This window comes from Pseudomonas sp. 65/3-MNA-CIBAN-0223 (genome assembly GCF_040310425.1).
GTDB lineage: Bacteria > Pseudomonadota > Gammaproteobacteria > Pseudomonadales > Pseudomonadaceae > Aquipseudomonas > Aquipseudomonas gregormendelii.
The window spans coordinates 53,852-67,740 of the sequence record NZ_JBEOPV010000024.1; the positions used below are offsets into that span (position 1 = coordinate 53,852).

Annotated in this window: 18 protein-coding genes; 12 read left to right on the forward strand and 6 right to left on the reverse strand. The window is 58.7% G+C overall.

The window, feature by feature from the left end; all coding sequences use genetic code 11:
• Positions 1-2: 2 nt before the first annotated feature.
• Positions 3-1,259, forward strand: a complete 1,257-nt coding sequence (locus AAEZ09_RS23755; RefSeq protein ID WP_350601018.1) for a M20 family metallopeptidase — start codon at positions 3-5, stop codon at positions 1,257-1,259.
• A gap of 7 nt (positions 1,260-1,266) precedes the next feature.
• Positions 1,267-1,893 carry a trimeric intracellular cation channel family protein gene (locus AAEZ09_RS23760; protein WP_350601020.1) on the forward strand — a complete coding sequence of 209 codons (627 nt, stop codon included), beginning with the start codon at positions 1,267-1,269 and terminating at the stop codon, positions 1,891-1,893.
• 127 nt (positions 1,894-2,020) lie between these two features.
• On the opposite strand, the gene AAEZ09_RS23765 is transcribed toward AAEZ09_RS23760, so the two are convergent.
• Positions 2,021-2,923 (reverse strand): LysR family transcriptional regulator, encoded by a 903-nt coding sequence (locus tag AAEZ09_RS23765; RefSeq protein ID WP_045058446.1) that lies wholly within the window; start codon positions 2,921-2,923, stop codon positions 2,021-2,023.
• Between the two features lie 169 nt (positions 2,924-3,092).
• Between AAEZ09_RS23765 and AAEZ09_RS23770 the strand changes: the two genes are divergently transcribed.
• From AAEZ09_RS23770 to AAEZ09_RS23780, 3 genes are all read left to right on the forward strand, one after another.
• Positions 3,093-3,290: a tautomerase family protein gene (locus tag AAEZ09_RS23770; RefSeq protein WP_045058447.1), complete on the forward strand. Its 198-nt coding sequence runs from the start codon at positions 3,093-3,095 to the stop codon at positions 3,288-3,290.
• Positions 3,291-3,376: 86 nt separating this feature from the next.
• Positions 3,377-3,730, forward strand: a complete 354-nt coding sequence (locus AAEZ09_RS23775) for a putative quinol monooxygenase (protein ID WP_350601021.1) — start codon at positions 3,377-3,379, stop codon at positions 3,728-3,730.
• Positions 3,731-3,800: 70 nt separating this feature from the next.
• Positions 3,801-4,415, forward strand: coding sequence for a nitroreductase family protein (locus tag AAEZ09_RS23780; protein WP_350601023.1), 615 nt, complete (start codon positions 3,801-3,803; stop codon positions 4,413-4,415).
• Between the two features lie 203 nt (positions 4,416-4,618).
• Here AAEZ09_RS23780 and AAEZ09_RS23785 read toward each other — a convergent pair whose 3' ends face one another.
• Entirely contained in the window at positions 4,619-5,518 is a 900-nt protein-coding gene (locus tag AAEZ09_RS23785) for a LysR family transcriptional regulator (RefSeq protein ID WP_350601024.1), read from the reverse strand.
• A gap of 151 nt (positions 5,519-5,669) precedes the next feature.
• Here AAEZ09_RS23785 and AAEZ09_RS23790 point away from each other — a divergent pair, with 151 nt between their 5' ends.
• Genes AAEZ09_RS23790 through AAEZ09_RS23800 form a run of 3 tightly spaced genes read left to right on the forward strand, consistent with a single transcriptional unit; the run spans position 5,670 to position 7,595 of the window.
• The gene (locus tag AAEZ09_RS23790) at positions 5,670-6,512 is read left to right on the forward strand and encodes a DODA-type extradiol aromatic ring-opening family dioxygenase (RefSeq protein ID WP_350601026.1); all 843 of its coding nucleotides are present in this window, start codon (positions 5,670-5,672) and stop codon (positions 6,510-6,512) included.
• Positions 6,505-7,176, forward strand: a complete 672-nt coding sequence (locus AAEZ09_RS23795; protein ID WP_350601027.1) for an alpha/beta hydrolase — start codon at positions 6,505-6,507, stop codon at positions 7,174-7,176. The genes AAEZ09_RS23790 and AAEZ09_RS23795 overlap by 8 nt, the downstream gene beginning before the upstream one ends.
• Before the next feature lie 17 nt (positions 7,177-7,193).
• A complete protein-coding gene (locus tag AAEZ09_RS23800) occupies positions 7,194-7,595 on the forward strand; it encodes a DoxX family protein (protein ID WP_045058453.1) in 402 nt (133 codons plus the stop codon).
• Positions 7,596-7,661: 66 nt separating this feature from the next.
• Here the strand turns inward: AAEZ09_RS23800 and AAEZ09_RS23805 are convergent, their stop codons facing one another.
• On the reverse strand, positions 7,662-8,543 hold the full coding sequence (locus AAEZ09_RS23805; RefSeq protein ID WP_045058454.1) for a LysR family transcriptional regulator: 882 nt from the start codon (positions 8,541-8,543) through the stop codon (positions 7,662-7,664).
• A gap of 158 nt (positions 8,544-8,701) precedes the next feature.
• Between AAEZ09_RS23805 and AAEZ09_RS23810 the strand changes: the two genes are divergently transcribed.
• From AAEZ09_RS23810 to AAEZ09_RS23825, 4 genes are read left to right on the forward strand one after another with little or no spacing between them, the layout of a single operon-like run.
• The gene (locus AAEZ09_RS23810) at positions 8,702-9,718 is read left to right on the forward strand and encodes an LLM class oxidoreductase (RefSeq protein ID WP_350601028.1); all 1,017 of its coding nucleotides are present in this window, start codon (positions 8,702-8,704) and stop codon (positions 9,716-9,718) included.
• Positions 9,715-10,515 (forward strand): sugar phosphate isomerase/epimerase family protein, encoded by an 801-nt coding sequence (locus AAEZ09_RS23815; protein ID WP_045058455.1) that lies wholly within the window; start codon positions 9,715-9,717, stop codon positions 10,513-10,515. The genes AAEZ09_RS23810 and AAEZ09_RS23815 overlap by 4 nt, the downstream gene beginning before the upstream one ends.
• A gap of 15 nt (positions 10,516-10,530) precedes the next feature.
• Positions 10,531-11,337, forward strand: coding sequence for a TIM barrel protein (locus AAEZ09_RS23820; protein ID WP_350601029.1), 807 nt, complete (start codon positions 10,531-10,533; stop codon positions 11,335-11,337).
• Between the two features lie 35 nt (positions 11,338-11,372).
• Positions 11,373-12,356, forward strand: coding sequence for an LLM class flavin-dependent oxidoreductase (locus tag AAEZ09_RS23825; protein WP_045058457.1), 984 nt, complete (start codon positions 11,373-11,375; stop codon positions 12,354-12,356).
• A 112-nt stretch (positions 12,357-12,468) separates the two neighbouring features.
• Here AAEZ09_RS23825 and AAEZ09_RS23830 read toward each other — a convergent pair whose 3' ends face one another.
• From AAEZ09_RS23830 to AAEZ09_RS23840, 3 genes are all read right to left on the reverse strand, one after another.
• Complete coding sequence (locus AAEZ09_RS23830; RefSeq protein ID WP_350601030.1) at positions 12,469-12,693, reverse strand: hypothetical protein; 225 nt, start codon at positions 12,691-12,693, stop codon at positions 12,469-12,471.
• Positions 12,687-12,992: a dehydroquinate synthase/iron-containing alcohol dehydrogenase family protein gene (locus AAEZ09_RS23835; protein WP_350601031.1), complete on the reverse strand. Its 306-nt coding sequence runs from the start codon at positions 12,990-12,992 to the stop codon at positions 12,687-12,689. The genes AAEZ09_RS23830 and AAEZ09_RS23835 overlap by 7 nt, the downstream gene beginning before the upstream one ends.
• A gap of 74 nt (positions 12,993-13,066) precedes the next feature.
• Positions 13,067-13,849, reverse strand: a complete 783-nt coding sequence (locus AAEZ09_RS23840) for a (S)-acetoin forming diacetyl reductase (RefSeq protein WP_350601032.1) — start codon at positions 13,847-13,849, stop codon at positions 13,067-13,069.
• Positions 13,850-13,889 lie beyond the last annotated feature (40 nt).

The following is a 13,889-nucleotide window of genomic DNA, read 5'->3' on the forward strand; positions in this document are numbered from 1 at the left end:
CCATGTCGTCCCTAGAAAAGTTGATTCCCGATCTTGATGCCTTGTTACCTGAGCTGGAAGAGGTCTACAAGGACTTGCACCGTCATCCTGAACTGTCGATGTATGAGTATCGCACCGCAGAAATCGCCGCCGAATACCTGGTGCGCTACGGATACGAGGTGACACGCGAAATCGGTGTCACCGGTGTTGTCGGCGTGCTGCGCAACGGTGACGGCCCGGTGGTGATGCTGCGCGCCGACATGGACGCGTTGCCGATGGCCGAAGCGACAGGCCTGCCCTATGCCAGCGACGTAGTCACCCGTGACGAAGACGGTGTTGAGGTTTCTGTCTGCCACTCGTGTGGGCATGACATGCATGTCACCTGGTTGATGGGGGTTGCTCGGGTATTGTCCGAAAACCGCAGCACGTGGCGGGGTACTCTCCTGGCTGTTTTCCAACCGGGTGAAGAAGTGGGTGTGGGCGCGCAGAACATGATCGACGACGGCATGCTCGATCGCTTTCCCAAGCCAGATATCATTCTGGGGCAGCATGTAATGGTGGGGCCAGCCGGTACGGTGGGTCACCGCAGCGGCACCATCCTTTCGGCAGGTGACAGCCTGAAAATCAAGATGTTCGGCCGTGGGGCTCATGGCTCACAGCCACAAACGTCAGTAGATCCGGTGATCATGGCGGCATCGACGGTGCTGCGCCTGCAGACCATTGTGTCGAGGGAGATTTCCCCGCTGGATCAGGCAGTCCTTACGGTTGGTTCGTTACAGGCTGGCACCAAGGAAAACATCATCCCGGACAATGCGACGCTGAAACTCAACATGCGCACCTACGACGAGGGCGTGCGCAAGCACATGCTGGGCGCCATCAAACGCATCTGCTGCGCTGAATGCTCCGCATCCAACGCACCACGCGATCCCGAGATCACCACCATCAACCGCTACCCGTTGACGGTTAATGATGAGCGCGCCTCTGCCCGTTTGGCTGGTGCATTTGGCGCCTGGTTTGGCGACAGAGCCTATGAAACGGCACCGGCCGCCGCGAGTGAGGATTTCAGTGTGTTCGGCCGCGCATGGAAGGTGCCCTACGTGTTCTGGTTTGTAGGTTGTACAGACCCGCAAGTGTACGAACAGGCCAAGGCCGAGGGGAAAATAAACAGCATCCCGAGCAATCACTCGCCCCACTTCGCGCCTTTACTGCACCCGACAATGCGTACCGGGCTCGAAACGATGCTTTGTGCAGCATTCGCCTGGTTCGGGAACGCCGAATAGCACAGTCATGGACACCCACCTTATTTACACCGTCATCGATCTGCTCGGCACGTTTGCATTTGGTGTAAGCGGTGCAGTTGCCGCTCGCCAGCAGCGATTGGACCTGTTCGGCATTGCTACCATCACGTTCATCGTTGCATGCGGTGGCGGGATTCTTCGGGACCTGTGCCTGGGCACATTGCCGCCGGCCGGGCTGTCGAGTTGGCGCTATCTGATGGTGTCGCTGTTCGCTGCAGCGTGGGTGGTGTGTGCTTACCCGATGGTGTGTCGAATGAAATCACCGGTGCAGCTGTTCGACTCCATTGGCCTTGGACTGTTTGCGGTGGCAGGCGCGAAAAAGGCGCTGGCCGTGCAGGCCGGCGCCGAGGTCGCGATAGTTCTGGGGATGGTCAGCGCTGTCGGTGGCGGCGTACTCAGGGATGTTTTGCTGTCACGCGTGCCAGGCATCCTGCAGCGGGAAATCTACGCGTCAGCCGCGTTGGCAGGCGCAGCTGTAGAGGTTTTGCTCAGCTACAGCGGCGCCAATTCGGTGGTGACCTCGTGGCTGACCGCCGCGGGATGTACCACGCTGCGCATGGCGTCACTTCACTACGGTTGGCGGCTGCCCTCTATTGGCGATGATCCTGATAATTAGCTAGCCAGTGCTCTGGTCGCGAGCATGGAGTATTTCTGGGTGGTCGTCGTTGTCGCTAGTGTTGCGCTGGTGATTTCCGTGACCCGGAAGACTTTCAATTGAGACCTGCTGCACCTGTCAGCCTGAATCACTGCCAATGCGCACACAGCCTGACCAGTTCATCGACCACATACCTGACCTTCGGCCGCAGATGCGACACCTTCGGCCATACGGCATGCACATCGACAGCTTCGGGTTCATAACCTTGCAGAACCTCCACCAGCCTGCCCGCCTGGATATCATCCTGGAACAGGCTGCGTGGCATCTGGCACAAACCGGTGCCGGCGACCGCCGCGAGAATCATGGCTTCCCCGTCGCCAATCTGATGGGTCGACGGTGGTGCGTATCGTACGGTTTGCCCCGCCTGCATGATCCGCCACGACAGCGGCTGGCCGCGTCGATGCCCGACAATGCAACGGTGCTGGCTCAAGTCTTCCAGGGTCTGCGGAATGCCAAAGCGTGTCAGATAGTCGGGGGCGGCACAAATGGCCCAGCGTTGCCGGGTCAATCGCCGAGCCACCAAGCCGCTGGTGTCCTGGAGTTCTCCGAACCTGACCAGCAAATCGATGCCCTCCTCAATCGGATCAACCAAGTGGTCGGAGAACGTCAGGCTGAGTTGCAAAGCCGGGTACTTGTTGGCGATCTCAAACAGCAATGGGGCCACGACCCGACGCCCGAATGCCACAGGAATGTCGACTCGCAGGCGTCCCGAGGGCTCACCACCACCGGGCCCCAACCCGCTCTCTGCGGCACCGATTTCTTCCAGGGCAGTAGAGCACGCCACAAAATAGGCCTCACCATCTGCGGTCAGGGAGATACGACGCGTCGTGCGATGAAACAACTGTGTGCCCAAGCGTTCTTCCAGGCGCGCAATGGCTTTGCCAACGGCGGATTTTGACACGCCGAGGCGTTCGCCAGCCTGGGTGAAGCTGGTCGAGCGCGCCGCCACGACGAACGTGATGACGCCTTGAAACGAATCGATAGGTACCATGCAGAGGCCCGGTAATTGTAGAGTTTAGATCTACCCAGACTATAGTTTTAGGCTATTTATCGCCAGCATACTCGACAGTAAGATGGGCTCCAGCAATGCAACGGCGCAGATCGTGTTCGCACGCCGCGCACCGCTCTCCCGATCATCAAAGCCCAAAAAGGACATCACCATGCCCGTCGTACGTGTGAGCTGGTTCGAAGGTAAAGAACACGCGCAAAAAGCCGCGGTTGCCGCCGACATCACTGAAAGCATCGTTAAACACACCGGTACAGATGCTAATTACATCTACGTCATCTTCGAGGACGTTGCGGCTTCGGATTGGGCTGGCGCTGGCAAGCTTTTCGGGGAAGCACCCGCCAAGTCCTGACGCCCCCGACCTGCACTGCATGCATCGGCTACACCTGCAATGCTGCCGTGCAGGTATTTGTGATAAATCTGCCGGAGAAAACCACCATGCATCCGCATATTTCCTGCCTGTTCTCTCTCGCGGTCAAACCCGCAGAGTTCACTGAGTTCAAGGCATTGATCGCCACCATCGTCGCTGCAACTCGTGCTGAGCCGGGCACACTGGTTTACGAGTACAGCGTCAATGAAGACAACAGCACCGTTCACATCCTGGAGCGTTACAACGTCGATGCCGTGGTGAGCCACGTAGACACCACGTTCGCGCCTTTCGGCCAGCGCTTCCTGAAGTTGTGCACCATCACTAGCCTGGTGGTCTATGGCACCCCCGATGCTGAAATCCGCAAGCGCCTGGACCCGTTCGGAGCCGTTTACATGACCCCGTTCGACGGTTTCAGCCGCTGAGTTGAAACGAGGCGCAGGCTCAAGAGTGACAACCGTGTCCTGCGCATCCCTATCCCGCACCGAGATCACCATGTCCGCTATCGCTGAAGTTATTAAGTCCCGCATCTCCGCCAATAGCTACGACACTGAACGTTCATTGACGGACGCCCAGATCGCCGAGCTGGTCAACCTGGCGACCCACGCCCCCTCCGCTTTCAACCTGCAAAACTGGAAGTTTCTGGCCGTGCGCAGCACCGAAGCCAAAGCGCGCTTGTTGCCATTAGCGTTCGGCCAGCAAAAGGTCATGGATGCCGCCGTGACGTTTATTGTCTGCGGCACCCTTAACCCACATGTAACCTTGCCTGCTGCATTGAAGCCGACCCTGGATGCCGGAATCATTGACCAGTCCATCTACGACATGTGGGTGGGTGCGGCTCAAGGCATGTACCAGGAAAATGCTCAATTGCAGCGCGACGAGGCCATTCGCTCTGGCTCACTCGCGGCAATGACCCTGATGTTGGCCGCCAAGGGCCAGGGCCTGGTTTCGACGCCGATGATCGGGTTCGATCAAGCTGCAGTGGCCAAGGAATTTGGTCTGTCAGACGAAGAAGTGCCTGTGATGTTGGTCACGGTTGGCTACCCGGGCGCGGCCAACTGGCCACAAAAGCCACGTAAAGCCGTGAACGACGTTTTGCAGTTCGTTTAAGCTGCCGCCCCGCATGTTCGGATTATCCGGGCATGCGCGGGTATTTTTGACCGGTTGGCATTAAAGCAACCCATGCTTCAACTCTCTGTATCTGTATGAGAAGGCTGAACAGGGCGACTACTTCCTGGCATTCAAGAATTCGCTGGAGTTCGCCGCTGACCTGCACAGCTTTTCGCAGCCCTGATGCGTGCCAATTGCACCCTTTAGCGCTCCCACTCGGGATGTGCGAAACGTTCAGTCAGAAAGCTGATCAGCGCCCTCACCTTGCTCGCCAAGTGCTTGCGCGTGGGGTAAACCACGTAAATGCCCAACTCGATGGAGCGGTACTCCGGCAGGATTTCCACCAGGGCTCCGCTGCGTAAATCCTCACCGACCATAAAGCTTGGCTGCAGGGCGATGCCGCCACCCGCCAGGGCGATGCTGCGGCACGTATCGCCATTGTTGCAGCGCACGCTGGAACGGGTGCGCACGCTGACGCGACCATCGGGCCCGTCGAACAGCCATTCATTGCCAGTCGCAAAGTTGGTATAGGCAATGACGCCATGTTCAGCCAGGTCGGCCAAGGTGCGGAGCGGCGGATGACTGGCCAGATAATCGGGGGATGCACACAGGCACATACGCGTGCCAGCCAGCCGCCGCCCCACCAGGGATGAATTCTCCATGCGCGCAATGCGTATGGCCGCATCAAAGCCCTCATCCACCAAGTCCACCAAACGGTCATTCAGGCTGATATCCAGCTCGACATTCGGATGGGCGCTCATGAACGCTCCCCACAACGGCGCAAGGTGCAAAACGCCGAAACTGACCGGCGCATTCACTCGTAGTACACCGCTTGGTTCCGGCGCGGCGGACGATACAGCCTCCTCGGCCTGATCCATCAGGGCCAGCACCTCTCGCGCCTGATGGTAGAACTGCCGGCCTTCCTCGGTCAGCGAGAGCTTGCGCGTGGTGCGATGCAGCAACCGAGCCCCCAACCGCTCCTCAAGGGCACTTACATACCGCGATATAGCCGCCTTGGACATTTCGAGGGCGTCGGCTGCGCCTACGAAAGTACCTTTATCGACCACCGTGCAGAACACCTGCATCTCCAACGCCCTGTCCATAACTGTATCACTTAGTGGAACTATCTATCACATGTGGCCTTATTTATCTCAAATCCACAACCTATAAACTGAGCCCATCGAAACAAGCACCAGCGCGGCATTTCCATCGTCCTGCCTGCCTTAATACGTAAATGCTTTGGAGCATTCCACCATGAACACCCCGTTCCCCCTGCTGTTTGTGTCTCATGGTGCTCCAATGTTCGCCATCGAGCCTGGCCTGGCGGGGCCCCGCCTGGCTCAGGTCGGTCGCGACCTGCCGCGACCTGACGCCATCGTCGTCCTCTCTCCGCATTGGATGACGCGCGGCGAAGTCCTTGTCACGGCGAGCACCGCGCCTGCGACCATCCATGATTTTGGCGGTTTCCCCGAAGCACTGTATCAACTGAGCTATCCCGCACCGGGCGCTCCAGCCTTGGCTGGGCACATCGTAGATCTGTTGCAGGCCGCCGGCTGGCAGTCGCGACTGGACGCTCAACGCGGCCTGGACCATGGCGCGTGGGTACCGCTGTTGTACCTGGCACCCGAGGGGGAGATCCCGGTGGTCCAGGTCTCCATGCCGGCCAGTCTTGACACCCATCAGGCGTGGAAGCTGGGCGAAGCGCTCAAGCCACTGCGGGATATGAATGTACTGATCGTCGCGTCAGGCAGCCTGACCCACAACTTGTACGAGTTCCGCGGCGCAACCCGCGAGAGCGCTGCCTACGTCGATGCGTTTGCCGCGTGGACAGCCCAAACCCTGCAGGACGGTAACACCGGGCAATTGCTGGACTTCAAGCACTATGCCCCGTCTGCTCAGCGGGCTCACCCCACCGACGAGCACTTTCTGCCCTTGCTGATCGCCCTGGGCGCGGCCGGGGAAGGCTACAAGACACAGGTATTGGAGGGCGGCGTGACCTACGGCGTGCTGGCAATGGACAGTTACTTGTTTACCTCGGCCCCGTCCAATGGACACGAACCTATTCAACTGACTCAAGGCACTCTCGACCATGCGTAACACTACATTTTCCGACGCAGCCCGCGAACCACAAACCGGTCTGTTTTTCCGCAAAGGCTGCAGTACCTTCAACCCGAAAGGCCGCTTGATTCTGCTGCATGGTGTGGGTTCGAACGAAGGCAATCTTGCTTCCCTGGCCGAATCACTTCCCGAAGAGTTGGAGGTCATTCTGGTGCGCGCGCCCTTGCAGGTCGGCCCCCAAGGCTTCGCCTGGTACCCAGTGAACTTCACCAGCAACGGCCCATCCTTCAACCAGGAACAGGCGGAAGCCAGTCGCTTGCTGTTGCAGCGCTTTATCGAAGCGCTGCCCGCCCTGCCGACGGTCATCGCAGGTTTCAGCCAGGGCGGCATCATGAGCGCGAGCCTGGGCGTCACCGAACCCGAACTGGTGGTGGGCTTTGCGATATTGAGCGGCCGCATGCTGCGCGAGATTGCGCCTCGGATCGCCTCAACCGAGCGCCTCAAGTCAGTGACGGCGTTCATCGCCCACGGCCACCAGGACGCCGTCCTGCCGGTGGACTGGGCAAACGAGGCAGATGCCTGGCTGGACCGCATCGGCGTCAAGCACGAAACCCATTTCTACAACATGGCCCACGAGATTATCGGTGAAGAACTGGCCGACTTTTCTCAATGGCTAAGCCACACGCTGTCCCTTGCCAACTAAACAACAGGAGCTACACCATGATTGATTCTCGCACTGCACCCTACGCCGCAGTCGTGATGCGCCTGGCACTCGGCGTCATGTTCATCGCCCACGGTTTGACCAAAGTGCTGGTGTTCACGCCAGCGGGTACCGCAGGCTTTTTCGAGTCCATTGGTTTTCCGGGCTTCCTGGCCTATCCGGTCATGGCGTTCGAAGTGATCGGCGGTTTGATGCTGGTACTCGGGGTCTATGCCCGCTGGGTTGCCGCTCTGGCCGTGGTCCAGTTGTTCGTCGCGGCGACCGTGCACTTCGGCAATGGCTGGAGCTTCACCAACGCCAACGGCGGCTGGGAATATCCGATCTACCTGAGCGTCACGGCACTGGTCGTTGCATTGCTGGGTGAAGGCGCCTTTGCGGCCAAGCCATCCAACAATGCTTGATTGAGCCCCACATAACAGCTGCCGGCGCCCAGTGCGCCGGCATTTGCGCTTGTGGCACAGCGGGGTTCACGTCAAGCGTGAGGCCATGAAGCTGACAAACGCCTTGATCTTGGGCAGGGGCTGCCGGCTGGATGGCCACAGGATGCTGAACGTACGGTGATCACTGATGTAGCGGTCCAACACCGGCACCAAGCGCCCAACCGCGATGGCGTCCTCGATAAAAAAATCGGGCAGGCAGGCAACGCCCTGTCCCGCCTCCGCCATAGCCAGTAAGGCTTCAATCGCGTTGGATGTCGCCGATTGCCCCAGCTCCAGCGTGTCTTGCCCTTTCTTCATCACCAATGGCCAGGGATCAAGCTTACCGCTGGTGGGATAGCGGTATCGCAGGCAAGCATGGTTCGTAAGGTCCGCTGGCCGCGAAGGGACCCCCCTACGCGAAAGGTAGTCTGGCGATGCAACCAACCGATGGCTGTAGCCATTGAGCTTACGCATCATCAGTCGGGAGTCGTCGACTTCGCCGATGCGCATCACCGCATCGAAGCCCTCCTCAATCACATTGACCAAGCGATCACTGAACTCCAGCTCCAATTCCACTTCGGGATACGCTTGCTGAAACGCAATCAAATGAGGCATCAACCGCATGCCGAGCTGTGGCAAACCGAGGCGTAACTTGCCCTGGGGATTGCCTGCAGCCTGCGTGAGCTCTCGCTTGGCGACTTCATACTCAGCAAAAATCCGTTGGCAACGCTCAAGAAAAAGACTGCCCTCCGCCGTCAAGGTAATCGCCCGCGTGGAGCGATGGAATAGGCGCACTCCCAACTCTTCTTCAAGCCGCGCGACGGCCTTGCCAACGGCCGACGAAGACACCCCGATCCTGCGTCCGGCCTCAGTAAAACTGCGGGTATGCGCCGCCTGAACGAATGCGCTGAGCGCGCCGAAATGATCCATAAACAGCCTCGCCTATTTGAGCTTTATTTTCATAAATGATCGGAATTGCATCCTGTTTTTCTTTCTAACTATACCGTTTATAGTCCCCTCCATCGTGACTTTAGGGAGTGTTTCTCGCCTTCAACGTCGCGGCCATCCGCTAATACGAGCCTACCCCGATGACCTCTCAGACTCGCGCGCGTGCAATCGCCCAGGACCTTCAGCAGCACCCCGGCTATGCCCGTGTATTCAAACCGGGGCATTTGACCTTCGGTTTCATTGCTCCGCTGGAAAGCTACCCCAACAGCCCAGGCCCCACCTTGCAGGATCACGCGCAGATGGCTCAACGCGTAGACGAAGCTGGATTTTCCGCGATCTGGCTGCGCGATGTGCCGTTCTATGACCCTAATTTTGGGGACGTTGGCCAGATTCTCGATCCACTGGTCTATGCGGGCTACCTGGCTGCCGTTACCAAGCAAATTGCGATTGGCACCGCGGGTATCGTCCTGCCGTTGCGTGATCCACTGATTGTTGCCAAACAGGCCGCGAGCGTGGACCAACTGCTGGGCGGGCGGTTCATCCTGGGGCTGGCCACCGGCGACCGGCCGATCGAATACCCGGCGTTCGGACTGAATTTTGACAACCGCGCCGAACGCTTCCGGGACGCACTGGGCATCATCTGCGCGACCACGCAAAGCCATTGGGCCACGCATACGTCGCGTTTCTATGGCCAGTTGAACGGTGAAATTGACTTGATCCCCAAACCCGTCGGGGCGCGCTTGCCCACCCTTATCGTCGGCCACGCGGGCCAGTCGCTGGAATGGATCGGTGAACACACTGACGGGATTCTTTCCTACACGTCCAACCCGGCGTTGATTCCCCAGGTGATCGAGCGCTGGCGTGCCGTCTGCGGCAACGAGGTGCACAAACCCTATGGCTACGGCACGTTGTTTGATCTGGATCGCGATCCGAACCATCCCGTTGAGGCGGGACGCGTGCTGCGCGCCGGGCGTAATACCCTGATAGAGCATTGGAAACGCCAGCAGGATCAGGGCGTGGGTCATGTCGCCCTGCACTTCAAACCACAGCGCCGCCCTGCCGCTGAAGTCATCGACGAACTGGCTGAATACCTCCTTCCGCATTTTCCAAGCATCGCCCTCCCCGTTGCCCCTCAACCTACGCAGGCCGCCCGATGAAACACCCCCTTCACCACATGGATTTTATCTTCCAGACCGCCATGGGCACCTATCCTCTGGCCGCACAGTGCGAAATGCTCGCCGAGCATGGCTATCAAGGCTTGACGATGTCTGCGTGGAGCCAAGACCTGAAGTCGATTCCTCGCGTCAAACCGACCTGGGGCCTGGACGTAGGCGCGGTCTACTTGATCTACCGCAAGGGCCTGGAATCATTCGTGACCCAGGTTTTCGAGAGCATTGAAGGTTGCACCACGATTGAACTGGCGCTGCATTCAGGTGATGAAGTCACGAATTTTGACCGCCGCATGCTTGAGCGCCTGTTGCCTATTTGTGAGCGCAGAGGCCTGAACATCAACCTTTATCCCCACGCACGCTACGGTATGCAAACGACCTCGGAAGCCGTCGCACTGTGCCGGGAGTTCAACCATCCCCTGCTCAATATCGTGTTCAACGGTTATCACTGGTACGCCACTGAAGAACAAGCGTTGGAAGAACGCCTTGATGCGATATGGCCTTGGCTCCAACACGTGAATATTGCCGGCACACGTCGCTCTCCATTGGGTTGGGGTGGTCTGGCGACCATCGAACCGCTTGATGAAGGCGAGATGGATAATTTCGTTCTGCTGGGCGCCCTTGAGCGCCGCGGTTTTACCGGGCGTGTTGGCGTGCTGGGGTGGCAAAGCATGGGTGGCGACGTCTACGGCAACCTGCGCCGCTCAGCCGCGGCATTTCGCTCCATGGAGCAACGCCTGGCCGCACACCCTGAATGGGCCTTGTTGACCGAAACGCCACGCTAGGCGAGGAGACAGACCGTGGCCCATCGCGTCCATGCACTCGATTCATTTTTTTACTCTTCAATGGGCGTTTACGCCTTCCAGTCGCAGTGCGAAATGCTCGCCGAACTCGGTTATGACGGCCTCACCGTTTCGGCCTGGGGCGGCACGCCGCTGACCGACCTGCGCCTGCTGCCGCGCGTGGGTGAACTGTATGGCCTGCGCGTCGAAGGCCTCTACCTGGTGCTGCACGAAGGTCGCAATGATCACCTCATAAGGCGAATCATCGAAAGCGTCGAAGGGGTGGAACTCATCGAACTGGCGGTCCAGACCTCGGTCAACGGCAGCCCGGCCATTATGCGGTTCATCGAGTCGGTGCTGCCTATTGCAGAACGTCGAGGCTTGAGAATCGCGCTGTACCCCCATCTTCATCACGTCACCCAGACCACGGCTCAGGTGGTTCAGATCTGTGAATACTTCGCTCATCCGCGCCTGGGTGCATCGTTCAATGGTTATCACTGGTACGCCAGCCAGGAAGGCGGACTTCAGCAGCGTCTTGAAGCCATGCAACCCTGGTTGATGCAAGTCGTACTTTCAGGGAGCGCGCTCAGCGAACTGGGCTGGGGCGGCGTGGCCACCATGGAGCCGGTTGACCGTGGAGAGCTGGACAACTTCGCCGTGGTCGCAGCGCTGAACAGCGTGGGATACACAGGCAGCATTGGCGTGCTCGGCTGGGACTACGGAGGCGATATTTACCTGAAGCTGCAACGCTGCCTGGTAACCCTTAGGGACATTGATAGTCGCCTGGAACGTCATCCGCATTGGTCGGACTTTTCATCGCTGTAACGCCCTCTCCACCTGATATGAAAAAGGAGTCTGCAATGACTGCCCTCTCTGTGCTTGACCTGATGATGATAGGCGAAGGTAAAACCTTCACTGACACCCTGGATGACGCGGTCGCACTGGCGCGACAAGTGGAAGCCCATGGTTACAAACGTTACTGGGTTGCCGAGCATCATGACCTGCCGGGCATCGCCTCTTCGGCCACCACCCTGCTCATCCAGCATCTGGCAGCGGCCACACGCACCCTGCGGGTGGGCTCCGGCGGCATCATGCTACCCAACCACTCCCCGTTGATGGTGGCCGAGCAGTTCGGAACATTGGCCACCTTGTTCCCTGGCCGCATCGACCTGGGTATCGGTCGAGCACCAGGTTCTGCAGGGGCAGCCATCCGCGCCTTGCGTGGTGACGCTTCTGAGCGTGACTTCACTCAGGATATTCAACACTTGCAGGATTACCTGGCAGACAACGGGCATCAGCCGGTGCGGGCGATTCCCGGAGCCCACGACGTGCCACTTTGGCTCCTGGGCTCAAGCATGGCCAGCGCAGACCTTGCCGCCAAGCTCGGGCTGCCCTATGCCTTCGCGTCACACTTCGCACCGCGCTTTTTGATGGATGCGATCACGCACTACCGTACGTCGTTTCGCCCATCGGCGACGCTCGAGCAGCCCTATGTGATCGCAGGCGTCAATGTTTTTGCAGCCCCGTCGCGGGCCGAAGCCGATTACATCGCCAGCTCTCACCGGCAGTGGGTGTGCAACCTGTACACAGGTAAAGCAGGCCCGCTGCCCCGTCCCTCGGAGGGCTTCATGGATAAGCTTACAAATAGTGATCGGCACACGCTCAATCAGGCGATGCTATGCACCGCAACAGGTGACCAGGACGACGTCAGCAGTTGGCTACGCCAGTTCATTACAACGACCCAAGTCGATGAAGTGATCATTGATGCGCGCATTTATGACGCCAAGGCGCGTTGCCGCTCCTATCAACTGATCGCCGAATCCCTTGCCGATGTAATGGCTTGAGCCGGTCTGAGTTTCGTGATCAAAAAAGGCGCCGGCAATCCGGTTGAACGATTGACGGCGCCAAACCGTTTCAGCGCTATGGACGCCTCAAAACGGGTACTCAATCAAATCGCTAGTGCACAGCCTTTTGTCGCTTGAACGCCTGCATCAGTGCGTCCGTCGCCACGATCGCGTCATACACCAGGTCCGGCGTCACCGTGAACGGCATGTTGTGCATCGTGTCTTTTTTATCGCAGGCCAACTCCGCCACTTTTCTCCACTCCGCTTCCTTGAAGTGTTTGAGACCCAAGTCTTCGAGCGTCAGTGGCAAACCGACGGTTATCGCAATGTCTACCACTTCCTCGATTCGGCCAGAATGCGCGTGTCGGCTAGAACCACGTCATCACCCTCACGTGCCGCTTCCACGTGCCTGTTGATTTCGCTGTCGGAACACTGCCCGCCAAACACGGCCAACTCCGCGCGTTGTTCGTTCTTGAACCCCGGCATCGCTTTCTCATGAACCCGGCCGACGATAAATTGATCGCAGATCAAATAGCCATTGGCCCCGAACGCTTTGCCATGTATCGCTAAACCCACCAGCGCATCGGCCTGGACCAGAAATTTGGCCGGCGATGCAATGCCTTTGGTAATAGTCATCTCATTCCCTCATGTCGCCTGGGCAGAACGCTCAACGTGTGCACGCTTGAGCGATCTTCTGCGCTGATGACGAATCAGTTAAATACCATTCCGCCATCAATGATCACGGCCTGACCGGTCATGTAGTCGGAGTCAGGGCCCGACAGGAACGACACGCAGGCTGCCACGTCTTCGGGCTGGGAAAGCCGCTTCAAGGTGATGTGCTGGGCAAACTGTTCCATCCCCCACTCAATGCTTTGACTGGCGTTATCAGCCACATCCTGGGCAACCTTGCGCATCATCGGTGTATTGACGATGCCAGGGCAGTAGGCATTCACGGTGATACCCAGGTGCGCCAATTCCCGCGCCGCTGTCTGGGTGATGCCACGCACGGCAAATTTGGTTCCGCCGTACACCGCCAGGTTCGGATTGCCGATATGGCCCGCCTGCGACGAAGCACTGATGATTTTGCCGCCATGACCCAACGCCTTGAACGCGTTGACTGCCGCCTGTATGCCCCAGAGCACACCGCCCACGTTGATGTCGAACGTTCGCCGATAGATCTCTGGCGTAATCGCCTCGATGGCAGCAATGGGCGCAATGCCTGCGTTATTGATGAGCACATGCAGGTCACCCAAGCCATCCACCGCTGCCTGCACGGCCTTGAAAACATCCTCCCGATCGGCCACATCGACCTTTATCGCCAGGGCTTTGCCGCCCGTTTTCCTGATGTTTTCAGCCACTTGATCGGCCGTTTCAAGATTCATATCGGCGCAGGCTACGGCGAAACCATCCGCCGCCAAGCGCACGGCAATGGCTTCTCCGATCCCTTGACCGGCACCGGTTACAAAAGCAACTTTTCCCAAGGACTTACTCATGCTGGTGTTCCTTCTTATTCGTGATGGGGGGTTAAAGACT